This window comes from Acinetobacter sp. P1332 (assembly GCF_044057475.1).
GTDB classification, from domain to species: Bacteria; Pseudomonadota; Gammaproteobacteria; order Pseudomonadales; family Moraxellaceae; genus Acinetobacter; species Acinetobacter johnsonii.
Window position 1 is genome coordinate 457,614 of record NZ_CP171157.1, and the last position, 23,958, is coordinate 481,571.

At 42.8% G+C, this 23,958-nt stretch carries 25 protein-coding genes and 1 pseudogene; 13 read left to right on the forward strand and 13 right to left on the reverse strand.

Features of this window, described 5'->3' with window-relative positions:
- Positions 1 to 16: 16 nt before the first annotated feature.
- Positions 17 to 661: a fumarylacetoacetate hydrolase family protein gene (locus ACFN7Z_RS02190; RefSeq protein ID WP_004691257.1), complete on the forward strand. Its 645-nt coding sequence runs from the start codon at positions 17 to 19 to the stop codon at positions 659 to 661.
- Between the two features lie 59 nt (positions 662 to 720).
- On the opposite strand, the gene ACFN7Z_RS02195 is transcribed toward ACFN7Z_RS02190, so the two are convergent.
- Positions 721 to 1,527, reverse strand: a complete 807-nt coding sequence (locus ACFN7Z_RS02195; protein ID WP_395442560.1) for a helix-turn-helix domain-containing protein — start codon at positions 1,525 to 1,527, stop codon at positions 721 to 723.
- A gap of 104 nt (positions 1,528 to 1,631) precedes the next feature.
- On the opposite strand from ACFN7Z_RS02195, the gene ACFN7Z_RS02200 reads away from it, so the two are divergent.
- The gene (locus ACFN7Z_RS02200) at positions 1,632 to 2,567 is read left to right on the forward strand and encodes a DMT family transporter (RefSeq protein WP_395442561.1); all 936 of its coding nucleotides are present in this window, start codon (positions 1,632 to 1,634) and stop codon (positions 2,565 to 2,567) included.
- 112 nt (positions 2,568 to 2,679) lie between these two features.
- On the opposite strand, the gene ACFN7Z_RS02205 is transcribed toward ACFN7Z_RS02200, so the two are convergent.
- Positions 2,680 to 3,930 carry a YihY family inner membrane protein gene (locus ACFN7Z_RS02205; RefSeq protein WP_395442562.1) on the reverse strand — a complete coding sequence of 417 codons (1,251 nt, stop codon included), beginning with the start codon at positions 3,928 to 3,930 and terminating at the stop codon, positions 2,680 to 2,682.
- A 115-nt stretch (positions 3,931 to 4,045) separates the two neighbouring features.
- Here ACFN7Z_RS02205 and wrbA point away from each other — a divergent pair, with 115 nt between their 5' ends.
- Both wrbA and ACFN7Z_RS02215 read left to right on the forward strand, forming a co-directional pair.
- Positions 4,046 to 4,639 (forward strand): NAD(P)H:quinone oxidoreductase, encoded by a 594-nt coding sequence (gene wrbA, locus ACFN7Z_RS02210; RefSeq protein ID WP_395442563.1) that lies wholly within the window; start codon positions 4,046 to 4,048, stop codon positions 4,637 to 4,639.
- 105 nt (positions 4,640 to 4,744) lie between these two features.
- On the forward strand, positions 4,745 to 6,046 hold the full coding sequence (locus ACFN7Z_RS02215) for an IS4 family transposase (RefSeq protein WP_395442672.1): 1,302 nt from the start codon (positions 4,745 to 4,747) through the stop codon (positions 6,044 to 6,046).
- A 33-nt stretch (positions 6,047 to 6,079) separates the two neighbouring features.
- Here ACFN7Z_RS02215 and ACFN7Z_RS02220 read toward each other — a convergent pair whose 3' ends face one another.
- Both ACFN7Z_RS02220 and ACFN7Z_RS02225 read right to left on the reverse strand, forming a co-directional pair.
- Positions 6,080 to 6,454 (reverse strand): hypothetical protein, encoded by a 375-nt coding sequence (locus ACFN7Z_RS02220; protein ID WP_029575121.1) that lies wholly within the window; start codon positions 6,452 to 6,454, stop codon positions 6,080 to 6,082.
- Positions 6,455 to 6,666: 212 nt separating this feature from the next.
- Positions 6,667 to 7,340 (reverse strand): annotated as a pseudogene (locus ACFN7Z_RS02225) (diguanylate cyclase).
- 79 nt (positions 7,341 to 7,419) lie between these two features.
- Between ACFN7Z_RS02225 and ACFN7Z_RS02230 the strand changes: the two are divergent.
- Positions 7,420 to 8,352 carry an IS5 family transposase gene (locus ACFN7Z_RS02230; RefSeq protein WP_395442564.1) on the forward strand — a complete coding sequence of 311 codons (933 nt, stop codon included), beginning with the start codon at positions 7,420 to 7,422 and terminating at the stop codon, positions 8,350 to 8,352.
- Between the two features lie 555 nt (positions 8,353 to 8,907).
- Here ACFN7Z_RS02230 and ACFN7Z_RS02235 read toward each other — a convergent pair.
- From ACFN7Z_RS02235 to ACFN7Z_RS02245, 3 genes are all read right to left on the reverse strand, one after another.
- Positions 8,908 to 9,483, reverse strand: coding sequence for a xanthine phosphoribosyltransferase (locus ACFN7Z_RS02235; RefSeq protein ID WP_004691243.1), 576 nt, complete (start codon positions 9,481 to 9,483; stop codon positions 8,908 to 8,910).
- Positions 9,484 to 9,572: 89 nt separating this feature from the next.
- Positions 9,573 to 10,283 (reverse strand): DUF3108 domain-containing protein, encoded by a 711-nt coding sequence (locus ACFN7Z_RS02240; protein WP_395442565.1) that lies wholly within the window; start codon positions 10,281 to 10,283, stop codon positions 9,573 to 9,575.
- A gap of 155 nt (positions 10,284 to 10,438) precedes the next feature.
- Positions 10,439 to 11,116, reverse strand: coding sequence for a hypothetical protein (locus ACFN7Z_RS02245; RefSeq protein WP_395442566.1), 678 nt, complete (start codon positions 11,114 to 11,116; stop codon positions 10,439 to 10,441).
- 261 nt (positions 11,117 to 11,377) lie between these two features.
- Here ACFN7Z_RS02245 and ACFN7Z_RS02250 point away from each other — a divergent pair, with 261 nt between their 5' ends.
- Positions 11,378 to 12,235 (forward strand): energy transducer TonB, encoded by an 858-nt coding sequence (locus ACFN7Z_RS02250; RefSeq protein WP_395442675.1) that lies wholly within the window; start codon positions 11,378 to 11,380, stop codon positions 12,233 to 12,235.
- 45 nt (positions 12,236 to 12,280) lie between these two features.
- Here ACFN7Z_RS02250 and ACFN7Z_RS02255 read toward each other — a convergent pair whose 3' ends face one another.
- The 4 genes from ACFN7Z_RS02255 to miaB form a co-directional block, all read right to left on the reverse strand.
- The gene (locus ACFN7Z_RS02255; RefSeq protein ID WP_125274118.1) at positions 12,281 to 12,691 is read right to left on the reverse strand and encodes a hypothetical protein; all 411 of its coding nucleotides are present in this window, start codon (positions 12,689 to 12,691) and stop codon (positions 12,281 to 12,283) included.
- 101 nt (positions 12,692 to 12,792) lie between these two features.
- On the reverse strand, positions 12,793 to 13,272 hold the full coding sequence (gene ybeY, locus ACFN7Z_RS02260) for an rRNA maturation RNase YbeY (protein ID WP_395442567.1): 480 nt from the start codon (positions 13,270 to 13,272) through the stop codon (positions 12,793 to 12,795).
- 57 nt (positions 13,273 to 13,329) lie between these two features.
- Positions 13,330 to 14,406, reverse strand: a complete 1,077-nt coding sequence (locus ACFN7Z_RS02265; protein WP_004977846.1) for a PhoH family protein — start codon at positions 14,404 to 14,406, stop codon at positions 13,330 to 13,332.
- 38 nt (positions 14,407 to 14,444) lie between these two features.
- Complete coding sequence (miaB, locus tag ACFN7Z_RS02270; RefSeq protein ID WP_078426188.1) at positions 14,445 to 15,902, reverse strand: tRNA (N6-isopentenyl adenosine(37)-C2)-methylthiotransferase MiaB; 1,458 nt, start codon at positions 15,900 to 15,902, stop codon at positions 14,445 to 14,447.
- Between the two features lie 309 nt (positions 15,903 to 16,211).
- On the opposite strand from miaB, the gene ACFN7Z_RS02275 reads away from it, so the two are divergent.
- From ACFN7Z_RS02275 to ACFN7Z_RS02295, 5 genes are all read left to right on the forward strand, one after another.
- Entirely contained in the window at positions 16,212 to 18,179 is a 1,968-nt protein-coding gene (locus ACFN7Z_RS02275) for a transglycosylase SLT domain-containing protein (protein ID WP_395442568.1), read from the forward strand.
- Between the two features lie 87 nt (positions 18,180 to 18,266).
- Positions 18,267 to 18,860: a ribonuclease I gene (locus ACFN7Z_RS02280; protein ID WP_372239180.1), complete on the forward strand. Its 594-nt coding sequence runs from the start codon at positions 18,267 to 18,269 to the stop codon at positions 18,858 to 18,860.
- 169 nt (positions 18,861 to 19,029) lie between these two features.
- A complete protein-coding gene (locus ACFN7Z_RS02285) occupies positions 19,030 to 20,016 on the forward strand; it encodes a malate dehydrogenase (RefSeq protein ID WP_004691225.1) in 987 nt (328 codons plus the stop codon).
- Between the two features lie 172 nt (positions 20,017 to 20,188).
- Positions 20,189 to 20,449, forward strand: coding sequence for a DUF2789 family protein (locus ACFN7Z_RS02290; RefSeq protein WP_004691222.1), 261 nt, complete (start codon positions 20,189 to 20,191; stop codon positions 20,447 to 20,449).
- Positions 20,450 to 20,554: 105 nt separating this feature from the next.
- Positions 20,555 to 20,812 carry a DUF2789 family protein gene (locus ACFN7Z_RS02295; protein WP_004691219.1) on the forward strand — a complete coding sequence of 86 codons (258 nt, stop codon included), beginning with the start codon at positions 20,555 to 20,557 and terminating at the stop codon, positions 20,810 to 20,812.
- Between the two features lie 85 nt (positions 20,813 to 20,897).
- Here the strand turns inward: ACFN7Z_RS02295 and ACFN7Z_RS02300 are convergent, their stop codons facing one another.
- Together ACFN7Z_RS02300 and ACFN7Z_RS02305 are read right to left on the reverse strand one after the other, a co-directional pair.
- Entirely contained in the window at positions 20,898 to 21,425 is a 528-nt protein-coding gene (locus tag ACFN7Z_RS02300; RefSeq protein WP_004691217.1) for a hypothetical protein, read from the reverse strand.
- 72 nt (positions 21,426 to 21,497) lie between these two features.
- Positions 21,498 to 22,100 (reverse strand): 2OG-Fe(II) oxygenase, encoded by a 603-nt coding sequence (locus tag ACFN7Z_RS02305; protein ID WP_078426192.1) that lies wholly within the window; start codon positions 22,098 to 22,100, stop codon positions 21,498 to 21,500.
- Positions 22,101 to 22,215: 115 nt separating this feature from the next.
- On the opposite strand from ACFN7Z_RS02305, the gene ACFN7Z_RS02310 reads away from it, so the two are divergent.
- A complete protein-coding gene (locus ACFN7Z_RS02310) occupies positions 22,216 to 23,073 on the forward strand; it encodes a 23S rRNA (adenine(2030)-N(6))-methyltransferase RlmJ (protein ID WP_078426193.1) in 858 nt (285 codons plus the stop codon).
- 43 nt (positions 23,074 to 23,116) lie between these two features.
- Entirely contained in the window at positions 23,117 to 23,947 is an 831-nt protein-coding gene (gene pssA, locus ACFN7Z_RS02315; RefSeq protein ID WP_087011599.1) for a CDP-diacylglycerol--serine O-phosphatidyltransferase, read from the forward strand.
- Positions 23,948 to 23,958: the final 11 nt, after the last annotated feature.

Below are 23,958 nucleotides of genomic sequence, written 5' to 3' on the forward strand. Positions count from 1 at the left end.
AAATCAGAGGAAGATCATGAGTACACGTCCATCTAAAATTGTCTGTGTCGGTCGTAGTTATGCAGACCATGCCAAAGAATTAGGCAATGCGATTCCTGATCGTCCCGTTTTATTTATCAAACCACCGAGCAGTTTGCTCAGTTTAGATGCGGGCATTTCTTGGAATCCTGCATGGGGCAGCTGCCATTATGAATGTGAACTGGTTTTACGCATTGACCATCGCCTAAGCAAAGCCGCCGATCCAGCTCAAGCCCTGCAAGCGGTGGGAGCTGTGACTTTAGGTTTGGACTTAACCTTGCGTGACTTACAAGATGACTTAAAAACCAAAGGCCAGCCTTGGGAACGTGCTAAAGCCTTTGATGGTTCGTGTGTGCTGGCAGACTGGGTTGCTGTTTCCGATGTGGTACAGGACTGGGATGATGTGCATTACAGTTTTCATGTTAATGATGAGCTGCGCCAAGCGGGCAACACTGTACACTTAATTTTTGACATTGGCACCTTGCTGGCCGACATTAGCCAAGTCTTCACTTTGGAAGCAGGCGATGTGGTCATGACAGGCACACCTGCTGGGGTCGCTGCATTACAGGCGGGTGAGCAGTTGAAAATGACCCTAAAAGGCAAAAAACAAGACTATTCGTGGAATACCTTTGTCAAAGCTTAATTTGCAGACTTTCAAACCTTCATCATTCAAAAGATCACTTCGGTGATCTTTTTTTAGCGTTATTGGTGGCTATGGTACAGTTTGCGAAACTGATCGGGGGTATACACCATCCAGCGTTTAAACATATTAATAAAGGCCGATGCATTGGCATAGCCCAAATCCAGCGCGATACTTTCGACCTTTTTTCCCTCTGTCAGCATGCTCATGGCTTTCATGACTTTTAAGCGCTGTCGCCATTCATTCAAGGACATGCCAAGTTCTTTTTGACTATAACGTGCGAGTGTGCGTTCAGTCATATTGTGCTGTACTGCCAGTTGTTGCAAAGAACTGTTATCCACAGGGTGCAGATGTAAAAAATCTAAAATGCTTTTTAGGGTCGGGTGTTCAGAGTGCGGTAAATAGCTACTGACCAATTCTGCATGGTGTAATTGGTCAAGCAAGACATAGAGTAAGCGCATGTGTTCAGGTGCATCATCTGGCAGGCTATGTTGTCTCAAATGCTTAAATAGTGCCGAGACCAAAGGTGAGCTGAGCATAATACCGGCTTGTTGAGGCAGATGAGTGCATAAGCTTTCATGGATATACAAGGTGCCATGTGAAACATCGGTACGATTTAAGCTGCTATGGGCTACATTGGGTGGAAGCCAAATGCCATAAGGTGGCTGGGTAAGGTAGTCAATCTGATTGATATTCACCTCCATCACACCATTAAAGGCATATACAAATTCACCCCATGCATGTCCATGCACGGGATAAACCGACTGCGCGGGGTCTTCGCGAAAGCTGATCCACAATAATTTATCAATATGATCATTGGTCGGTAATTGTTTGAGTGGCGCGCTCTTTTTTTGTTGTCGTTGGGGCATGGCTGAAATTGCCTGAATAAGAAGATCTCTTGTCTGTTTTAAATTATATGTTTTATTTCAGACAAATCTATAGTGAGCTTTGATCTTTTTCAGTGGAGCAGGTCGTGAGTAGTCGTCAAGCGCTGGACAGTAAAGCTTCAGGGATTATGTTTGGGCTGTGTATTTTGTGGGGATTGCAACAAGTGGTGTTAAAGCTTGCTGCCCCCGATATTTCTGCAGTGATGCAAATTGCACTTCGCTCAGGTCTCTCTGCGTTGATGGTTTACCCCATGATCAAGCTGGCAAAGGGTACATCTTTATGGGGGCGAGACTATTTACCCGCAGGAATTTTAGTAGGGCTTTTATTTGCAACAGAATTTTTTCTGGTCGCGCAAGCTTTACGTTTTACCTCCGCGGCGCATACCGTGGTTTTGCTGTATACCGCGCCTATTTTTGTAGCATTGGGTTTGCACTGGAAATTACCCTCTGAACGTTTATCGCTCATTCAGTGGTTGGGCATTGCATGTGCATTTTTCGGGATTGTGATTGCATTTTTATTTCGTCCTGCATCTTCACAAGCGGCTGCAAGTTCTGCACTTTGGGGTGATGTTTTAGCACTCATAGCAGGGGTGTTGTGGGCAGCCACGACCATTGCAGTTCGGCTGACGAAACTAGCAGAGGCACCTGCGACCCAAACTTTATTTTATCAGCTGTTTATCGCATTTTTAGTGTTATTGCCTGTGGCTTTTTTTATGGGACAAGCGACGATTCACTGGTCTGTATTATCCCTTACAAGTTTGCTTTTCCATACCGTTGTCGTGTCATTTGCCAGTTATCTGATTTGGTTTTGGCTGCTGAAAAAATATTTGGCATCGCAGTTGGGCGTCTTTTCTTTTTTGACCCCAATCTTTGGGATGTGTTTTGGTGTGGTGTTACTCAATGAACAGTTGGAACTCAACTTTTTGGTAGGTACATGCTTTGTGTTGATGGGTGTGATGGTGGTGAGTTTGCATCACAAAATTAAGCAGTATGTACAGGCCTTTAAAATGGCTTTGCAGTAAATACTGAGTCAGCTTGAATCTACCTTAAATTCAGGGTGAAGGTTGAACTTAAATTGATTTGAGTTAGCCGATAAAAAAACGTGTCATAGACACGTTTTTTTAATATAAAGGCTTAAGATTTATCATCAAAAATTGTAGACAGCGGAATGGCAAGTTTGGCAGCCAAGTAATCATCTGATTCTACTAACGCTGGGCCAATTTTCTGCATCCAGACATCATCAGGATGGACATTACCCAAATCTTTACGCTTTGGTAAAGGGTAAGGAAGTTTGCTGTAAAAACTCCAAAAATCGACTTGAGATAAATTACGTACTAGTACAAATTGGTTGTCATCGGTACGTTTGACTAAGTTTTGCTGTTCAAGCATAAACACGTAACTCGGCCAACGGCCCAATTCATCTCTTCCTAAAACATCCAAAGCTTCATCATCAGAGACACTGAGTCCTTGCTGTTGCTTTTTATAAAACAGCTCCAGCAAATCTAGTAGCATAATGACAGGGTGCCGTTTTTGCTCTTTCTGGGAAGTAAATGCGGTGAGCGCGTAGCTGATTTCAACGCCAATCAGGACAATATTCCACGATAGAAAAATCCATAATAAGAAAATAGGAATCGCAGCAAAGGCACCATAAACGACTTCATAGCTGGTGAAGTTCGACATGATAAAGCCGAACAAGTTTTTCAGGAGTTCAAACACGACGGCACTAAATAAGCCTGCAATCAAAGCGGATTTAATCGGGACACTTCGGTTTGGAATGGTCCAATTCAGAATAAAAAAGCCGACGACGGTTAAGCAGAATGAAATCAACCACAGGACAAATGCGCCATTGAGTTCATAGCCTGCAAAATTATTGCTCAAAACATTGAGGGAAGCCATCGTCGACGAAATAACAAAGGCACTACCGAGTAGAATAGGGCCCAAAGAAATAATGGTCCAATAGCGCATAAAGCCAATAATGCCGCCGCGGGTTTCGCGGACTCGCCAAATACGGTTAAAGACTTTTTCAATGCTGGTTAGCATCATGACGGTAGTGACGAATAAAAATAAGATCCCAATAATGGTTAAATTACTGGATTTATCGGTAAACGCATTTAAGGCCTTATCAAAAGCAATCGTGGTTTTCGGTAAAAAATTACTATAGATCAGTTGTTGTAATTGCTGCCGTGCAGGTTCAAGCGCTTTAATTGAGGAAATGATCACCAAAAAAACGGTCAGCATCGGAACGACGGCAAACAGGGTGGTATAGGTTAGTGAACCTGCTTGTTCACGACATCGATCGGCCTCAAAGCGGCGCAGTACAAATAAAACGAACTGAAACCAAGTTTTCTCATAGAAAGGAAGTCTTCTTAAGTACTGTTCTAACATAGGCAAAGTATCTCTTTTGTTTTCTTCATCTTTTCTACATTTTTCACCCTAAGCTTAACCAAAAAATAGGAAAAATACCGTATAGTTTTATTTTTTCTGTCACCGAACTCTATTCATGCAAACCTATGTTTTAGTTTTATATTACAGCAAATATGGCAGTACCCGTGAAATGGCGCATCTGATTGCAAATGGAATTGAAGCCAGTGGTGTTGCAGTTAAAATTCGAACGGTGCCGAATATTGCGGCTGTGGTGAAGGAAGCAGAGCCGAGTATTCCTGCAGAAGGCGATATTTATTGTAGTTTAGAGGACTTGGCAAACTGTGCAGGTTTGGCACTAGGCTCACCAACCCGTTTTGGTAACATGGCCTCTGAAATGAAATATTTCCTCGACCAGACCACCAGTCTATGGCTCAATGGAGCACTGCATGGCAAGCCGGCTTGTGTGTTTACCTCGTCAGGTTCAATGCATGGTGGCCAAGAAAGTACTTTATTGACCATGCTGCCACCGTTGTTTCATCATGGCATGATGATTTTAGGGTTGAACAATGCCATTCCCGCATTGTCACATACTAAAACAGGTGGAACACCGTATGGCGCTAGCCATGTCAGTGGGCCTCGACATGATCAGCGCTTAAGCCAAGATGAAAAAGTGCTGTGCGAAGCTCAAGGTAAGCGTCTTGGGGAAGTTGTGAAGAAACTACAAGCCTAGGCATTGAGACATGAAAAAGCCCATCATTGATGTAATGCTGATCAGTTAAGACAAAATAGCTGAAATGCGGTAAAAATGAGCGTATCCAGATACGCTCATTTTTTTATGACTTTTTCTCAGAATTTAAGTTCAGCATTTCAGCAGACAGCTCCTTCACTTTCTAATTTTAGCGAATTAATTGATTTAAACTGGATTGAAGACTGTTTAAAACGGACCGGGAAAGCATCGGTCAGAAAAAGAAAACTCCCCGCAGAGCATGCTGTATGGCTAGTTATTGGACTTGCATTGTTCCGCGACCAGCCCATCTGGTATGTTGTTCAGCAGCTGCAGCTGGTTTTTGGCACGGCTGAAAGCTGCGCCCCAAGCGCATCAGTGCAGGCCAGACAGCGCTTGGGTCTGGAGCCTTTAAATGTCCTGTTCAATACACTGAGTCAGACATGGTTTGAAGATTCTCAGCCGCAATATTCCGCCTTTCATGGCCTAAGCATCTGCGCTGTAGATGGAGCCATCTGGTCCATGCCCCACACAGATGAGAACTTCAGGCACTTCGGTTCTTCCAAAGGCAAAACGATAGCAGCACCTTGGCCGCAAGCCAGAGCGGTTTGCCTGATCAACACCAATACTCATGAAGTGATTGATGCCGGGATTGGAAGTATGGATCAAGGCGAGCTGACTTTAGCGAAGAAATTGAAAGTGCCTGCAAATAGCCTGACTTTATTTGACCGGGCCTACTTCTCTGCTGATTTCTTATCAGGGTGGCAGTCTCGGGAAAACTGCCATTGGCTTATGCGGGCTAAAGACAATCTGCGCTATGAAATTATCAGGAAAAACTCAGCGCATGACTTTCAAATCAGAATGCCTGTTTCTCCAAGAGCGAAGAAACTGAATCCGGATTTAGGTGACTATTGGGAAGCCCGCCTGATTGAAACTGAACAGTCTGGAAGGGTTAGACGATACGTTACATCATTATTAGATTCAAAGGCTTATCCTCTGGAAGACGTCAGTACGCTGTATGCTCAGCGCTGGGAAATCGAGATGTGCTACCGTGAAATCAAGAGCGACCTGCAAGATGGGATGCATTTAAGAAGCAAGCAGCCTGAATTGGTGTATCAGGAATTATGGGGTGTATTGATTGCTTATAATATTCTTAGAAGGCAAATGAAATTTATGGCTCAACGGGCGAAAGTCAGCCCTTTGCGTATCAGTTTCCATATTGCTTCAATCAGCATTATCAATATATTAAGGCATACTCCGCTGGAATCGGCAGGGAATTTGCCCAAGCATTTAGAGCGTTTGCTGGAACAGTCTAAAATGTTTGTTTTGCCTGAAAGAAGATCAAGGCAATGCCCTAGAGTCGTCAAAATAAAGCCTCAAAAGTACCCAAGAAAATGCCAGTCAATTTCTTAACTGACTGGCATTACATCATTGATGGGCTTTTTATTATTGAGCTGGCGTCAGATGCTGTTCTTTAAATTTTGTACCACACTTGAGACATTTATAGTCAAGAAATACATTTTTATCGACAATCACACCCGCTTTTTTACCAAAACGATGTCCTAAAAATCCGCCTGTTACACCAATACTGACCGCGCCGACAAAAGTGCCAATGGTACCACCCATAATCACCCCAAGAGGTCCAGCCGCTGCACCGATCGCTGCGCCAATAGAGGCTCCAGATGCTGCACCACCGACAGTACCAGCGGTTGCACCTGCCGAACTGAGCAATACGCCCCCAATTTTAGTCAGTTGTTGCTCGTGATTGCGTTTTTCAACCTCACTAGAGCCACATTTTGGGCAGAGAATTGTATTTTCCATAGTCTATTGGCCTATTCGGGTGACCAGTGATTGAAGCTGGCAGCCGTTTTACGGTGTGGATGACACGTTGCGCAGAACAACCGTATTTTGCGCTTGAATTTGAAAGATCTAAACAACTAAATCTAGAGTAAATCTTAGTTGAACTTGCAGCAATAATATTTATTAAACTTGTAATTTTCTTAAGTACTTTATGCTGAATTTTTAAATATGGTTTAGTTGGCAAAGTGAATTCGGTTTCGTCCTGCTTGCTTGGCACAGTACAAGGCTTTATCTGCGCGTTTAAAGACACGCATGGCTTCATCACCCAAGCAGGCAGGTAAAATAATCGCAAATTCCTCACCGCCAATACGAGCTAAAAAATCGCCCTCACGTAGGATACCTTTTATTTTTTGGTCATCTTTTTCAGCACATGGTCACCTGCGGTATGCCCATAACAGCCATTCAGCTGTTTAAAGTGATCAATATCTAAGATGCCGATTGTAAATGGCACGCGAGTATGGCTGAAATGTTGCATGGTTTGATTGCTTTCTTGCACAAATACCCGGCGGTTAAAGGTTCCTGTAAGCTCATCTGCGGACGCTAAGACCGCCATTTCTTGCACTTGTAAATGCAATTTAATGTTTAAAGCTAACCATGTGGCGAGGCTCTGTAAAAGAATCGCTTGTTGTAGGGTGTAGTGATACTTACGTTGATCTGCCACATTTAAGGTACCAATACACACGCCATTGTGAATCATGGGTGCATCCATACAGGTTCCCATGCCATGCTCAGAAAGCATTCTACAATCCAGCTCATCCGACTGAGCGAGGTCATCGCAAATGATTAGCTTTGCGCAGGCAAAAACTCGTCCGACAAAAGTCTGCCCAATCGGAATTTTAAAATCCATCGGAATCGCATGATTGCCTGAGATCGGCTTTGTTGCACAAACCTATCTGTAAAGGGTTTTTCAGCGATATAATTTTCAAATGAAGAAGCCTACACACAAAATCTACCGCACAACCAATTGGCCCGCATATAACCGAGCACTCATGAGTCGCGGAAATATTGCCATTTGGTTTGATCCTGCTACGCAATGGTATGCGCCATCAAAAGGCAAACAAGGGCGAAATCAAACCTACTCCGACGCAGCCATCCAATGCTGCTTAATGATTAAATCCTTATTCCGTCTGTCTTTACGTATGGTCACTGGCTTTGTGCAAAGTCTGATTAAACTTTGCGGATTAAATTGGATAGCTCCAGATTACACCACGCTTTGTAGAAGACAAAAGCATATTGATATTGTAATCAGCTACCAAAAAAGTAGCGATGGGCTGCATCTACTCATGGACTCTACAGGCATGAAGTTTCTAGGTGAGGGCGAATGGAAACGCAAGAAACATGGACCTGAATATCGTCGCCAATGGCGTAAACTTCATATTGGTATAGATGCTAAAACCCTACAAATACGAGCAGTTCAGCTTACAACCAATAATGTCAGTGATTCACAGGTGCTTGGTGATTTACTTAATCAGATTCCACAAGATGAGCGGATTAACTGTGTTTATACCGATGGAGCTTATGACACCAAGCAATGCCGTCAGGTCATTGCAGATCGGCAAGCGCATGCGGTGATTCCACCTAGAAAAAATGCGAAACCATGGAAAGATACAAAGAGTAGCTCGCTAGAGCGAAATGAATTACTTCGAACAATTAAACGTTTAGGCAGGACACTATGGAAAAAATGGTCAGGCTATCATCGTCGAAGTTTGGTTGAAACTAAGATGGATTGCATCAAATTATTAGGAGATAAACTCAGTGCAAGGAGTTTTGATAGCCAAGTGAATGAGATCCATGCACGTGTAGCAGTCCTTAACAGATTTACGGAATTAGGTCGACCACTTACCCAAGTTACGCCTTAAATTTGGCTCAATTAGGGGCGCTTTGCATTTCAAATCTTTGTGCAACAAAGCCCCTGAGATCGAATACAGCTTGAGATATTCTTCAGTATCTTGCAGGGTAATACTGGCCCGATATCTTGCAGGGTAATACTGGCCCGATCCGCATCAAACACGTGAGAAATCCAGTAAGCAATGGTATCTAAAACAGCTTGCAAGGAGTCTGCTTTACTCAAGTCGTGAATGAAGTCTACGGGCGAGTTGAATGGAGTGTACGCCATCAAAGACAGATAATTGGCTTGTGGTAAATGATCGTTGAGTTAATTGATTCTTGTTTATCATTCAAATCGGTATCTCTATAAAATAGTATCCAATTTGGTCTTTGTTTGTTTTGCTCTTAGAAAATGGACATTACCTTTTAGATTTGATCATGCTATATAAATCGCATTTCTCCAACTTCAATGTGTAATTAAATTGAAAATAACCTACTGTGACATTTACATGTGGATGACCCGCGGGTCATCTGAGTGACAAAAAAAGAGCATCTGAAGTGCTCTTTTTTGAAGTTAAACGCCGTGATTAGTCACGAACAAATTCAACAGTACCATTTGCCAAAGACTTTACGCGTGCCAAAGATTCAACGCGGTAGCCTTTTTCAAGCAAAATGTCACGACCAGGTTGGAATGATTTTTCAATCACAATACCCACACCAACAACTTCTGCTTTCGCTTGGTGAATTAAGTCAATCAGACCCAATGCCGCTTGACCATTGGCCAAGAAGTCATCAATCACGAGGGCTTTGTCTGCTGAGCTGATGTGCTTATTTGAAATTGCAATCGTGCTTTCGGTTTGTTTGGTAAACGAAAAGACTTTTGAGCGGTAAAGGTCATCTTTTAAGGTTAAAGATTGGTATTTACGCGCAAAAATAACGGGCACGCCCAGTTCTAAACCTGCCATGATTGCAGGTGCGATACCTGATGCTTCAATCGTGATGATTTTAGTGATGCCTGCATCTTTAAAACGAGCAGCAAATTCTTTACCGATTAATTGCATCATAACCGGATCAATTTGGTGGTTTAAGAAAGCATCAACTTTCAGAACTTCATCAGATAGAACGATACCTTCGCTTAAGATTTTCTGTTCTAGTGCGTACACGGGAGAATCCTCTAGGGGCAGGTGCTTTTCAAGCAAAAGCGTATTTTAGGAAGCACCTGAAAAAATGCAAGTAAAATTCGTCAAAATGACTAATTGCTTGCACCTTTATAACCCGTTAATAGCAATCCATAGGATGTTTTCTTATCCACATGGCTGACTTTGACTGGAAGGTAGTCCAATTTAGGTGCTAACCAGAAAATGGTTTCGCGGCCAGGTTTGTCATGTTTCATGACCACTTTAATGGTGTCAAAGGTCCCATAATCGGTTTTGATTGACTCAGAACCTTGCTTCACAAATTTACGTGCTTCGACTTCTTTGGCATCGGCCAAATAATAAGTCGATTTTAAACCACCATTTTTGATGTCTTCACGAAGTTGTAATTCAGCATTCAGTTCATCCAGTACGCCAGCTTTCCAAGCGAAAGAACGCGTTTCTTTGTCTTTCTTGGTATTGATGGTTTTTGCCGCTGGATTGAAGTTAATACTCATGGTGTTGTTATGCACCAAAATTTTACTACTACGGCTAAAGCTGCTGGACTGAATTTGTTTACCATTAAAACTAAAGCGACTACTTTCGGTTGCAGAGGCGATACCACCAGCTTTGGCTGCAAAGACATAGTTCCAGTTGTTGCCCGATTTCGATAACGTACGCGTCGCTGAGCCCATGTTTTTGCCATTATAGTTAAATTGATAACTGGCTTGGAATGGACTCATGGCAAAGGTTTGACTTGAGAAACTGACAAAGAGCAAGGTGCTGACACCTGTTGCCATTGCGACTGTTTTCAACATTGATTTAGCCATAAGAAAAAGTTTCCTATTCAGTTGTAGGCACAAATTTTTTGCATAGAAATATTATGCACGCTGATTATGAAGAAAAAATTCGAAACATAAGGCAAACTGTAGTTTTATGTTTCTTTTACCCACCTTAAGTCACATTTTAGTCGCAGCATCCCGAGTTATTTTTGTCGAATTGGCGAGACCGTGCTTTCGTCTAGATTGGGTTCAATCAAGTCATCGATCGAGGTTTGCGAAAACTTATTGAACAATGCCGTTAAGTTGACATTACCGATCACCACCAATTCTGCTTCACGCAATACGGCATGATTGACATGGACTTTACCTAAGGTATCGATAATAGAACGATTTTTTCCTAACCAGCGATTCAGATCCAAATGCAGTAGATCATCTTTGACTTTAATCACATTCAGTTTTTCTAAAATCATGCCTAAGGGGTCTCGGTTCAGGACTTTTTGATAAAAGAATAGGGCACAGCGCACCCCCATTTTATGAAATACCGTTGGGTATTCAGCATCCAGCACACTGGTGTCACTGATTTGCTCAAATACGATCAACTGCGTTTTTTTATTTAACTCCATTTGTGCCAGTTTCAAATCTACCGAAAGCGTGAGTTTGAGCCCGTTATAATCGAGCGTGGCGTATAAACGTAACCAATCATCATGTAAGTCGGCATGCAGGTCTTTCAACATTCTCACGTTGTCGGTCACAAAACGTTGAAAAGTGGCATTTAAAAAGACTTGAGACATTGGAAACTCGCGCTCATCCTCAATAAATCCTTCCGCCTTTTGATAAACTTGGCGTAAACGATTTGAAATGTTGGAAATAAGCGTTTGCATATAGAGGCGTCCTAGCTAATCAACGTGTTTGAGCGATCAGATCTCTGGTCGAAATGTTTGAAAAATACTGCTCATGAACCTTGCAGTTTAGCAAAATTAATTGCACCATTTTCATGATTTTATAAAACAGTGAATCTAAAGGGCACAAGGTCTCATTCTACGCAATAAAATGAAGACTGTGTCTATTTTATACTGCGCGCATGCGCTTTGGGGAACAAGACAAATTGTCGGTTTGGTGTGATGCTTAGAAAAATAAATGTAATGCCTTTGGCTCATGATTGGTGGAAAGACCCAATTTTTACAGCGACCGTTGTACTGGCGGTATTTTTGCATCTCGTGATTTTGACTTTGCAATTTGCGATGCCTCAAGAAAATGATGCGGCAGTGAAAGAAATTGCTGTCACTTTGCGTCCTTCTGATCAAAAAATTGAAAACGCAGATTTTTTAGCACAAGCCGATCAACAAGGTTCAGGGACTTTTCGTGAGTCACATCGCATGTCGAGTGACATGCCCGCACCGATGCTTGAGCAAAGTACAGGCGAACAGCAGCGTGAAACTTTAGAACAGATCCAACAAAAACGTGAGCTGAATTTTGAAGAAAAACTGTTGATGACGACTTTAAGTTGGCAAAAACAAGCTGAGGATAACCAGCGCAAAAAAGCCATGGAAGAAATGAACAGCCAGTTTCAAGCCAAAGCAGCAATGGTGGCCAGCCTTGAAGCGCAATATTTACAACGCCAACAAAACTTTAGCCGTCAGCAAAAAATTAAAACAGTCGATGGTATTCAAGCCAAGCAAGATATTTCGGCCGCCTATCTTGAAAAGTTCCGTCAGAAAGTGGAATTTTATGGCAACCGTTACTATCCAGAAGCAGCTAAACAGCAGCGGCTGGCGGGTGAAGTGCGTTTAATGGTGATTCTAAATGGATCAGGAGGCATCCGCGCCATTCGCCTGATTGATAGTTCAGGTCATGAGATGCTCGATGAGGCTGCAAAAGCCTCAGTGCGTAAAGCCGCACCATTCGGTGGGTTTGATGCCAAAATGAAGGATATTTCTGAGTTACGCATTGTGCGTACATGGCGTTTTGACCCAGCAGAGGCGGAGTTTGAAGTGCACTGAGCTGTGCACTTTTAAGTATACTCTGATGATTTTGCTTACTTCGATTTATTGGGTTGCGCGGACATAGGCCCCGTCTTGACGTCCACCGATCCAAGTCACAGTTAAATGAGACTCTTCCACATCTAGGCGGCTAGGAAAGATTTCTAAATGCTTGCTATATTTCGGCAATGCCTTTAAACCAATGCAGTTGCCATTTTTCCACCATGTCCCCTCAGCATATTGATCTAAAGAGCCGACAGCTAAGTACCATTTAAATTTACCGTTGGTCTCTAGTAAAAGCTCGGAACCGACCTCCATAACACCCTGCAAATAATAATGTCCAGCCCACGCCTGAGCTGTGTCTTGAAACTTTACTTTCTGACAGGATGTTTGATTTTCATCATTGCTCTTGGCATAAAGTGGCGTGGTGCAGAATAGGGTAATAACGCAGAGTAGTTTTGAAATCGATGTATGCATTTTTATAATCTCTTCATTTATTTTTTCATCTTGCATTATTTTTAACATAAATAAACCCGACACATCGAGATGAATCAGGTGAGTTGTTTCAGATCTAATAGCTATTGTTCTAAATAAGGGTTTTCAAAACCGAGTTTAGCCAAAATTTCAATTTCGATACCTTCCATTTCTTCAGCATCTGCTTCTGACGTTTCATGGTCATAGCCCATGAGGTGCAAAGTGCCATGTACCAACATATGGGTGAAATGCGTCAGTGGCGCTTTGTTTTGTTCTTTCGCTTCCAACAGCACCACAGGAATGCAAATGACTAAATCGCCAATAGGAAATGAGTCAAGAATTTGCGCCATTTCATCGGGCAAGTCACTCGGGAAAGATAACACATTGGTTGATTTATCTTTGCCGCGATATTCCAAATTCAATTTATGACTTTCGTCATGGTCGACACAAGAAATACCAATTTCACAGTTACTTTGTGTACCAATATGACGTAAAACAGTTTCTACAACTTTTTTGATATAGCCACGTTTCAAGACCAACTCAGGTGCTTGAAAGTCCTGTTGTAGAGAAAGACTCAGTTTCAAAATAGATCCTTAAATAATGACATCTGCGGGCATTTTAAAATGCCCGCAGACTTTAACTTAATGCTGAGCATCGGCAGCGGCATCATTTTCAGCCACTAAGGCCTCTTGACGCGCTTTGCGTTCAGCACGAGCTTCAGCCGTTAAGCGATGTTGTTCTGCATCCCATCCCTCATAAGCTTCAACAATTTTTTGCACTAATTGGTGGCGTACCACATCACGAGAGTGGAAGCGGGTAATGTGAATTTCTTTGATTTTGTCGATGATTCGTAAAGCATGCGCCAGACCAGATTGCTGACCACGCGGTAAGTCGACCTGTGTGATATCGCCAGTAATCACTGCGCGCGAACCAAAGCCTAAGCGTGTGAGAAACATTTTCATTTGTTCAGGCGTGGTGTTTTGCGCTTCGTCTAAAATCACGAAAGAGTGGTTTAAAGTTCGACCACGCATATAAGCCAGTGGTGCGACTTCAATCACTTGACGTTCAATCAGTTTGGCCACTTTTTCAAAACCAAGCATTTCATACAAGGCATCGTAGAGTGGGCGCAAATAGGGGTCGATTTTTTGGCTTAAATCACCCGGCAGAAAACCAAGTTTTTCACCTGCTTCAACGGCAGGGCGAACCAATAAAATCCGTTGAATTTCATTACGTTCTAGCATGTCAACTGCGGCTGCAACGGCGAGATAGGTTTTACCTGTACCCGCAGGTCCAATACCAAAAGAAATATCACTTTGGAGAATACGCTGCACATAACGCTTTTGGTTGGCACCGCGTGGATTGATACGACCTTTACGGGTTTGGAGCCATACTTCATCTAAACCGGTGTGCTCTTGTCCGTCGAGGTCTTCTTGCAATTCACGGTCAGTCTGACTGCCTTGAATCATGAGGTGTAAGGTATCGGCACTGATTTGTGCCGTATTTTCTGCTTCTTCATGCAGGCGATGGAGCAGACCTTCGGCTCTCTCAACTGCATCCATTTCACCATCGACATAAAATGCATCACCTCGATGGGAAATAGTGACATCTAAACGCTGTTCGATTTGTTTCAAATGACCGTTATAAGCACCGAGCATGCTCTTTAAACGTTCTATTGAAACCCCAGGAAAAGTTACTGTACGTCGAATCGCTGCAGTCAAGAGAATTCCTTTAAGTAGTCAGAATCTATTCCCTTACATTACGCCACGTCAGGCTCAAGATTCAAGAGTTCACCATAAACAAAATTCAAAGTTTTAATCTCTGTCACTTCGATTTCAGCGAAACGTCCGACCCATGCTGCATCACCAATAAAACTCACATAACGAGTGTTATCCGCCGTGCCAATCAGTAGGTTTGGATCTTTGTCTGAAACTTTCTCGACCAAAACGCGTTGAATGGTGCCGAGCATGGCATCGGTCTTGTCAATACTTGAGCGTTTGATCCATTTTTGAACTTTACTGAGGCGTTCTTTTTTCACGTCTTCAGAGGTGGTGTCCTCAAGATCAGACGCAGGTGTACCCGGACGTTTTGAATAGACAAAACTGTAGGAATGGTCGAAGTCCATATCTTTGATGAATTGATAGGTTTCTTCAAAGTGCGCATCGGTTTCACCCGGGAAACCAATGATGAAGTCACTTGATAAATGCATATCTGGACGAACTTTGCGTAATTTGGCAATTTTGTCGATATACACATCAATGGTGTGGTTCCGCTTCATGGCTTGCAATACATCGTTTGAGCCGCTTTGTACGGGCAAATGTAGATGCGATACCATTTGTGGTAGATCACGGTAACATTCAATTAAGTCATCATTAAACTCAAGTGGATGTGAGGTGGTGTAGCGCAAACGCCCAATCCCCGGAATTTCTGCAACCAGACGTAACAAGTCTGCAAAAGTACAGATATTGCCTTCGAACGTTTCACCGCGGTAACCATTGACGTTTTGACCCAACAAAGAAATCTCACGGACACCTTTTTCGGCTAAGGTGGCAATTTCTGCTAAAACATCATCCAGCGGGCGAGAAACTTCTTCACCACGGGTGTAGGGCACTACACAGAATGAACAATATTTTGAACAACCTTCCATAATTGAAACAAAAGCCTTGTAACCTTCCACACGCGGTTCAGGTAAAAAGTCGAATTTTTCAATGTCTGGGAAAGAAATATCCACCAATTTGATTTTTTCTTTCTTGGGTTTTTCGATTTGATCAAAGTGCTGATCCAGCATTTGTGGTAAGCGGTGCAAGGTTTGCGGGCCAAAAATCATGTCGACATAGTTGGCACGTTTTTGAATGTTGTCACCCTCTTGAGAGGCCACACAACCACCGACACCAATGATCAGGTCTGGATTTTTGTCTTTCAGCTTGCGCCAGCGACCCAATTCAGAAAACACTTTTTCTTGGGCTTTTTCACGAATCGAGCAGGTATTCATGAGTAGAATATCAGCTTCTTTCGGATCTTGGGTCAGCACATAACCGTGCGAGTCGCCAAGTAAGTCTGCCATACGGTGACTGTCATACTCATTCATCTGACACCCTTGCGTTTCGATATACAGTTTTTTAACTGATCCATCGATGGCTGGGGTGTGCTGTGGCTGGGTAACAGTGTTTTCTGAGGCAGCTTGGGCACCATTTGGAATGAAGGTTTGAACCGTCATGTAGGCTCCTAAGGGGGATAAATCTAGGTTTTTGTGCCTGATCGGTATCTGTGGCGGCGAAAGCAAAGCTTGGCTGGCGACAAAAAAGGTCGATCAAACACCATGTGAAATCTACGAAAGGCGCGTATTTTAGCAGGAAATCTGAATAAACTTATAGCTTTAAATCTGAAGCTAAAAAGATTGATTTGTGAAGTGAAAATGCAGGAAAATTAATATTGTCTAATCATAAGGTTACATAAGAGAACAATAGAGTCTGTTATGAGTTATTAAACTAATGAAAATGATGAGACGAGACTAGGCAATCCAAAGATGACTGAAGGCAAACCCATGTTAAAACGATTACAGAATAAATATTATCAAGTGTTTGCGTTGGGTGTGGCTGCCTTGGGTCTATCTGCAGCGACACATGCCGCAGATGAACAATTTAATGATGCCTTGCGTGCAGCAAATGCAGGCAATGTTGGTTTATTACAACAATATCAAAGCAGTATGCAGGGTGATGTGTTGGGCTATTATCCTGAATACTGGGTGCTTAACAGTAATTTGGCATTGCAACCTGCGGCGAACATTGTCGGATTTGTACAGCGCTATCCGCAATCTGCCATGGCTGAGAAGTTAGCAGCAGATTACATCGAAGAAAAAGTCAAAATGGCCGATTTTGCTTCCGCGCAGCCGGTATTGGCCTATGTGTCCAATGCAGATCGCGCAGAAAGCTGTGCCATGGCGCAAGTCCGTGCCAAGTCAGGCGACCCTTTGGTTTTTGCCGAATATAAAGATGTTTGGCTCACCACTAATTCACAACCTGAATCTTGTACAGGGCTAGGCCGCATGATGTTGTCTAGTCCACTGATGACGGAACAAGACAAACAACAACGTTTATGGGCGCAGCTACGTGCAGGGCAGTCAGGTCAAGCAGTTGCAACTGCACAAACTATTGGCATGAATCTGTCTTTGGCGCAGCTGAATAGCATTCAAGCCGATCCACTGAACTATCTATGGTCCGCACCGAAAGCGTCGGCGGCAGATCAAGCATATTTAATTTATGCCATTGGCCGTTTAGCCGACAGTGATCTAAATACTGCACTGGCGTCGGTAAAGCGTGCTGCCGAGGGTACACCTGAGTCGGTACAAAAAGCGTTGTACCGCGCCGTGGGGTATATCGGTGGCACAACCGTTATGAAAAACAATTTTAATGTGGAAGTGTTGCAAGCCTTCGATCGGAGCTACGGTTTAGCACTGAGTGAAGAAGAAGCTGAAATCTATGCACGCCAAGCCATTCGTTTCGGCGCATGGGAGAGTGTCATTCGTGCCATTGATGGCATGAGTGTGACGCAGAAACAAGAAGACCGCTGGCAATATTGGTTAGCCCGTGCTTCAGAACAACGTGGTGATGCAAAGTCAAAAGCACTGGCGCGCGAGATCTTCAAAAAATTGTCAGTAGGTGACGATTATCATAACTTATTGGCAAAAGATCGTATTGGTCAGCGTTATCAAACGATTCCAGCCAATACCCAACCGAGCAATGCGGATGCGCAGCGTTTGAGTCAAGATATTCACTTTAGCCGTGCTTTTGCACTGCGCAACGTCAATGCGCCAGACAATTATGTCAACCGTGAATGGAATTGGGCTGTTCGACAAGCTTATTTAAAACAAGATGATGGCTTAATTTTGGCTGCTGCCAAACGTGCCACAGAAATGGGATGGTATGACCGCGCGATCTATGCAGCCGATCGAACCGTCAAGCAGCATAACTACAGTTATCGTTATGCCATGCCGCATCAAAGCTATGTGGTCAGCCATAGTCGCAATGCAGGCATAGATCCTGCATGGGCGTATGGGTTAATGCGCCAAGAAAGCCGATTTGTTACCCATGCACGTTCGCATGTCGGGGCAGGTGGTTTGATGCAAATCATGCCAGATACGGCAAAACTGGTCGCTAGACAAATGGGTGAAACCTATAATCCTGCTGCACTGAGTGATATGAATACCAATGTTCGTTATGGCACATTCTACTTGTCCATGATTCAAAGCCAATTAAGCAACAGTCCTGTACTTGCCACAGCAGGTTATAATGCAGGGCCAAATCGTGCGCGCCGTTGGCAGCCTGAAAGTCAGCCGATTGCGGCGGATCAATACACAGAAAGTATTCCTCTGACTGAAACACGCGATTACGTCAAGCATGTCATGAGTAATGCGACCCATTATGGTGTGCTGCTTGGCCAAGGACCGCAGTCGATCACCCAGCGCATGCAAAATATTCCTTTTAGAAGTCAATGATAAAGGCCTAGGCATTTTATGGTTTTGATGTCATCCCAATCAGTCTTAACGCAAAAGCTTTTGCTATTGATCAGCAGCTGCATTGCTATGGGATTTTTTGCGACATCAGCCCATGCGACACCGACCGTGTTTGGCTATGTGATGGAAGTTCAAATGACACCTGCCGTGTGTTTGTTTGATAGCCAAGGCTCAAAGAAACGGAAATGTTTGGAAGGTTATTCACTCAATATCACAGGTTTGTATCCTGAAACTACGACACGAGAGTGTCAGACCAAGTCTTCAGCTGTATTGTCTCCGCTTCAAACTAAAGTGGTGGCTAGGGTGATGCCCGATGAGCATGCACGTCGTCAGTTGTGGGCAGAGATTGGGGGGTGTGTGCCGATGAGTGCCAGTCAATATTTCCGTAACGTGATTAATTATGCAGAACGTTTAAAAATCCCCGCAGATTTGACTTCATCTGAAAATAAAACCGCGCAACTGCATAGCTTACGTGGACAGTTCCAACGTTTGAATCCTGGACTGCCTGCAAGCGGGTTACGTTTTAGCTGTCGTACTCACCGTCAAACCAATATTTTGACCGAAGTCAAAGTTTGTTATAAACCCAATGGTCAGTACAAAGGCTGTGCAGAGAATATACAAGAAAACTGCCCAAATTCTTTTGCGATCAAGGGTTCTTACTAATCTCTTTCCTTAAATTAATTTATATTTCCTATCATACTTTTGTTGGAATTCATTCTCTTTTACATGCATCTGCCAAAGTATTGGAGTACAATCTTTGCCGTTTATGATTATTAAGATTAGATAGAACAGCTATTTAATCATATAACGTTCCTCAAATGGAGATAAGTACATGAAGCAACCTGTTCGCGTTGCCGTTACTGGCGCTGCTGGTCAAATCGGTTATAGCCTATTATTCCGTATCGCTAGTGGCGAAATGTTAGGTAAAGACCAACCAGTTATTCTGCAATTGTTAGAAGTTCCTTTTGAGAAAGCTCAAGCTGCGCTTAAAGGCGTAATGATGGAATTAGACGACTGTGCTTTCCCATTATTGGCTGGCATGATCGGTACTGATGATCCAAAAGTTGCATTTAAAGATGCTGACTACGCGTTATTGGTTGGTTCACGTCCACGTGGTCCTGGTATGGAACGTGCTGACTTATTGAAAGTGAACGGTGAAATCTTCATCGGTCAAGGTCAAGCACTAAACGAAGTTGCTAGCCGTGACGTTAAAGTACTTGTTGTAGGTAACCCTGCAAATACAAATGCTTACATCGCAATGAAATCTGCTCCAGATCTTCCAGCGAAAAACTTCACAGCAATGTTACGTCTTGACCACAACCGTGCGTTGACTCAAATTGCTCAAAAAGCGGGTGTTGCTGTAGCAGACATCAAAAACATGACTGTTTGGGGTAACCACTCTCCAACGATGTATGCTGACTACCGTTTTGCAACTGTAAACGGCGAAAGCTTAAAAGACAAAATCAACGATGCTGACTGGAACGCGAATGTATTCCTTCCAACTGTTGGTAAACGTGGTGCTGCGATTATCGAAGCGCGTGGTTTGTCTTCAGCTGCTTCAGCTGCGAACGCTGCGATCGACCATATGCGCGATTGGGCTCTTGGCACAAATGGCGAATGGGTAACGATGGGTATTCCTTCTGACGGTTCTTATGGTATTCCTGAAGGCGTAATGTACGGTGTTCCTGTAACTTGCGAAAATGGCGAATACACACGTGTTGAAGGCCTAGAAATCGATGCGTTCAGCCGTGAACGTATGGACAAAACTCTTCAAGAACTTGAAGAAGAGCGCGCAGCAATTGCTGACATGCTTAAATAATTAAAAACTAATCTGTTCAAGATCTGTTTTGAAAAAGCACTTCATTTGGAGTGCTTTTTTATATGGGGGTGTGTTGAACAAAAAATAACATGCTGTGATGTAGATACAACTGAGCATAGATGGCCAAAGGTTTATTCTAAAAGGGCATGATCAGAGCTTGAGGAGAACAATGATGTTTGACCAACAACCGACTTTAGAACTTTTATTTGAACAATTGGGGCTTGATGCGAGTGCGGAAGCAATCGATCAGTTTATTGAAACACACCAACTTACTTCAGACGTTCCATTGCATAAAGCACCCTTTTGGTCAAAAGCACAGCATGACTTCATTATCAGTAATTGGAAAAAAGATGATGAATGGGCAATGGTGGTCGACCTGTTAAATGAACAATTGCATACAGAACATACGCTTTCAGGTTCGTGTCATTTATAATCACAAATTGAAACAACAAACCTAGTTTTATGACTAGGTTTTTTTAGAAAATACATATAAGTTAATTCAATAATAATTGACAATAGTATTGATAAGGAGGCCGAGATGCTCAGTCAACATAAACCATCCTTAGAGCTTTTATTTTCGCAACTGGGACTCGCCAATAGTGCGGCTGCCATCGAGTTATATATTCGTACGCATCAACTTCCTGCTCATCAATCTTTACACGACGCACCGTTTTGGAATTCCGCTCAACGTGCGCTATTAATCAGTCATTTGGTTCAAGATGATGATTGGGCGATTATGGTTGATGAACTCAATCAACAGCTACATCTTGATGCTTATAAACTTCAAACTGCTTAAATTGATCCTATGCCGTCGCGACTTACATAGTAGAATCTACAAATAAAAAAACGCCTGATTTCAGGCGTTTTTTTATTTGTAGATTTTAGTGCAATTTACTTTGCATCAGCTTGATAAACCAATCTTCTTGATGAAGGTCAACAAAAGCGGCATGTTCACGCAGTAAAACGAAATCAAACTCGGTGCTTTTCGCATATTTACCAAGCCAGTGTCGTGCCAATGCTGACTCTTTTCGACTGACCGAGGCATAGGCCAAAAACAGGTAAATATCGCCCTGACCATAGCTGGTCAGCGGTTTTAAAATTTGCTGTGTAATCAAAGCAAAGCGATCTTCTTTGGTGATTTCAAAGTACAGCATATAAGCCTTTGCAAGGTGCAAAGACAAATTGAGGTACAAAGACAGAGGCATTTCCTCAAACTCAATTCGACCTTGCTCAAGTAACACCACTGCTTCTTGTAAAAAGTGGACTTGCTCTTGGCGCAGTTGGCTCAGTGTGACCAACTGTAAGCGTAAGTCAGCACGCTCAAGGGCTAATTCAGGGCTATTGCCTTGTAGGTAGAGTTGATCTGTTTCACCAATACGCTGAATAATTTGTTGACTGCTGGCACGCATCGGTTACATCCTCATCAATTGATGTTCAGTATATGAGGATACTTCTTACAATTTAAAGTCTTTTTGCTTGAATCATAGGATTGTACTGTCACTCCGTAACCATCCAGTAATCGATAAACGTTGATGTTTGGCTTCTAAAACCTCATGCAGTAAGTCACTTTGAAACAATGCAATACGATTCGGTTTGGGATGTAGCACATGCCAAATGTCATTTTTATCTTGCAGATGAAGTTCACCGCCCCAACCGTCTTGCCAGTCTTCGTGTAAATAATAAACCGTAGAAATCATGCGGCCATTTTTGCCTTGAGGATTATCACGGTGTAGGGCATAAAACTCGCCAGCGTTATAGCAAGCAAAATGTGCTTCTACGTCTCGAATACCAAGATAAAAGGCACGATTTAGTTCCTGACCCAAACTATAAAGGGCTTGAACATGTTGATTGGAAATAACGAGTTCGGGATTGAGCCATAAAATGTGATCACTACGGATCTTGCTGATGACACCGTTTTGAATAGCGGCTTCACGAAAGCGGTTTAAGTTCGAAGTACATTCTTCAATGAGTTGATGTACATAGTCATTAGAGTAGGCGTCATCAATGATGGCAAAACCATGTTGATCTAAATCATCTAGGATTTGATCAACATTCCAAGACTTTGGGAGAAGAACTGCTTCCATTACATTAACCTAAAAAAGACAAAGAAAAGCCACGGTTATTCTAGTGTATGAAAGCAATCTGAACGAAACTATTTTTCATGCTAAAATACTCATTGATTTTAGGAATGATAGAAACATGAATTACCGTCACCACTTCCATGCAGGTAACTTTGCAGATGTCATGAAGCATGTCCTTTTGCTTCAGATTTTGACTCGCCTCAATCAAAAAGATAAACCGTATCGTTATATTGATACGCATGGCGGTGCTGGTAAATATGATTTATCGACTTCAGAAGCACAAAAGTCGGGCGAGTTCTTAAATGGTATTCACCGTTTAGTAAAACTTGATGACTCGATTAAGCGTAATGCGCCTGAAGGTGTTCAGCAGTATTTAAAAATTGTTGAAAAAATGCGTGAAGGTTCAGGTAAGGGCGCTTATCCAGGTTCGCCGTGGTTTGCATTGGAAGGCATGCGCGAAATCGATAAAGCCACCATTTTTGAAATGCAACGTGATGTATTCCAACAGTTGTATTACAACGTTCGTGACAAACGCGCGGGCTTACATGAGCGCGATGCTTATGAAGGGTTATTTGGCGTTATTCCACCCAAAGAAAAACGCGGTTTGGTGATGATTGATCCACCTTACGAAGTGGAGCGTAAAGATTTCCCTCAATTGGTTGATCTCATAGCGACTGCATATAAAAAATGGCCAACGGGTGTGTTTGCAATTTGGTATCCAATCAAAGACCGCGCCATGATTGATCGTTTTGAAAAGAAAATGATTAAAACCGGTATTCGTCGTCAGTTGATCTGTGAAGTATGTGTTTGGCCAGATGATACCCCAGTGGGCTTAAATGGTTGTGGTTTGTTGGTGATTAACCCACCTTGGAAGTTTTCTGAAGATGCAGATGAATCGCTACAATGGTTATTCCCACACTTGCGTATGAGTGAAAATGGTGGTCATGCTGCTGTTCGTTGGTTAGTTGGCGAATAAAGATAGACTATAAGAGAAAAGGCTACATTAGGATCGACAGAGAATGACAAATATAAATAAACCTGAAAGCGAATCTTCACCCCGCAGTACGCCTACTTTTGATGGGATTACTTTCGAGGTGGAAGAAGAAGAGCACACACAGGAAGGTCAAAAAGTAAAACGTCGAGGTATTTATTTGTGGCCGAACCTGATTACAACGGCAGCGTTGTTGTCAGGCTTTTATTCCATCATTGCCAGTATGAATGGCAACTTCCAGCAAGCGATTTATGCCATTTTCTTGGCAGCGTTGTTGGATGGCTTAGATGGCCGTGTTGCACGAGCCATTGGTGCGCAGAGTGCTTTTGGTGAACAGTATGATTCTTTATCTGATCTATTGGCGTTCGGCGTTGCACCCGCTATTTTGATGTATAGCTGGAGTTTGGATTCGCTCGGTCGCATAGGTTTAGCGTGTTGCTTTGTCTACACTGCCTGTGCTGCGTTCCGTCTAGCTCGTTTTAATGTGCAAATCGGTGTGGTCGATAAGCGTTACTTTATTGGTGTAGCTAGTCCACTTGCTGCGATTATTATTATTTCATTGGTTTGGGTCGGACTCGATTTCCCAGAAATTTTTGATATTCGTGAGCGGGGGATTCAAGCCATTAGCGCAGCAGTGATTGTGTCTGTGGGCCTCCTCATGATTTCGAATATTAAATATTATTCGTTTAAAACGGTAGATCGTAAGCGCGTTCCATTTTTTGTCCTTCCTATCGCGGTCTTTATTTTTGCTGCAATGACTTACAATATTCCTGTGGGTATTTTAGTCATTTCCTTGATTTATGCATTATCTGGCTTTATTACTACGTTTTTAGCACGACGTCAGCACAGCCCATCATGAGTTAATGATAT

Bases quoted from the DNA above. Each gene is read 5' to 3' on its own strand.
- ACFN7Z_RS02275 (WP_395442568.1), top strand. From the start codon at position 16,212: ATGACTGAAGGCAAACCCATGTTAAAACGATTACAGAATAAATATTAT.
- ACFN7Z_RS02220 (WP_029575121.1), bottom strand. From the start codon at position 6,454: ATGGAAAATACAATTCTCTGCCCAAAATGTGGCTCTAGTGAGGTTGAA.
- pssA (WP_087011599.1), top strand. From the start codon at position 23,117: ATGACAAATATAAATAAACCTGAAAGCGAATCTTCACCCCGCAGTACG.
- ACFN7Z_RS02285 (WP_004691225.1), top strand. From the start codon at position 19,030: ATGAAGCAACCTGTTCGCGTTGCCGTTACTGGCGCTGCTGGTCAAATC.
- wrbA (WP_395442563.1), top strand. From the start codon at position 4,046: ATGCAAACCTATGTTTTAGTTTTATATTACAGCAAATATGGCAGTACC.
- ACFN7Z_RS02280 (WP_372239180.1), top strand. From the start codon at position 18,267: ATGGGATTTTTTGCGACATCAGCCCATGCGACACCGACCGTGTTTGGC.
- ACFN7Z_RS02245 (WP_395442566.1), bottom strand. From the start codon at position 11,116: ATGCAAACGCTTATTTCCAACATTTCAAATCGTTTACGCCAAGTTTAT.
- ACFN7Z_RS02300 (WP_004691217.1), bottom strand. From the start codon at position 21,425: ATGCGTGCCAGCAGTCAACAAATTATTCAGCGTATTGGTGAAACAGAT.
- ACFN7Z_RS02205 (WP_395442562.1), bottom strand. From the start codon at position 3,930: ATGTTAGAACAGTACTTAAGAAGACTTCCTTTCTATGAGAAAACTTGG.
- ACFN7Z_RS02195 (WP_395442560.1), bottom strand. From the start codon at position 1,527: ATGCCCCAACGACAACAAAAAAAGAGCGCGCCACTCAAACAATTACCG.
- ACFN7Z_RS02290 (WP_004691222.1), top strand. From the start codon at position 20,189: ATGTTTGACCAACAACCGACTTTAGAACTTTTATTTGAACAATTGGGG.
- miaB (WP_078426188.1), bottom strand. From the start codon at position 15,902: ATGACGGTTCAAACCTTCATTCCAAATGGTGCCCAAGCTGCCTCAGAA.
- ACFN7Z_RS02240 (WP_395442565.1), bottom strand. From the start codon at position 10,283: ATGGCTAAATCAATGTTGAAAACAGTCGCAATGGCAACAGGTGTCAGC.
- ACFN7Z_RS02230 (WP_395442564.1), top strand. From the start codon at position 7,420: ATGAAGAAGCCTACACACAAAATCTACCGCACAACCAATTGGCCCGCA.
- ACFN7Z_RS02255 (WP_125274118.1), bottom strand. From the start codon at position 12,691: ATGCATACATCGATTTCAAAACTACTCTGCGTTATTACCCTATTCTGC.
- ACFN7Z_RS02215 (WP_395442672.1), top strand. From the start codon at position 4,745: ATGACTTTTTCTCAGAATTTAAGTTCAGCATTTCAGCAGACAGCTCCT.
- ACFN7Z_RS02310 (WP_078426193.1), top strand. From the start codon at position 22,216: ATGAATTACCGTCACCACTTCCATGCAGGTAACTTTGCAGATGTCATG.
- ACFN7Z_RS02295 (WP_004691219.1), top strand. From the start codon at position 20,555: ATGCTCAGTCAACATAAACCATCCTTAGAGCTTTTATTTTCGCAACTG.
- ACFN7Z_RS02305 (WP_078426192.1), bottom strand. From the start codon at position 22,100: ATGGAAGCAGTTCTTCTCCCAAAGTCTTGGAATGTTGATCAAATCCTA.
- ACFN7Z_RS02250 (WP_395442675.1), top strand. From the start codon at position 11,378: ATGCCTTTGGCTCATGATTGGTGGAAAGACCCAATTTTTACAGCGACC.
- ACFN7Z_RS02190 (WP_004691257.1), top strand. From the start codon at position 17: ATGAGTACACGTCCATCTAAAATTGTCTGTGTCGGTCGTAGTTATGCA.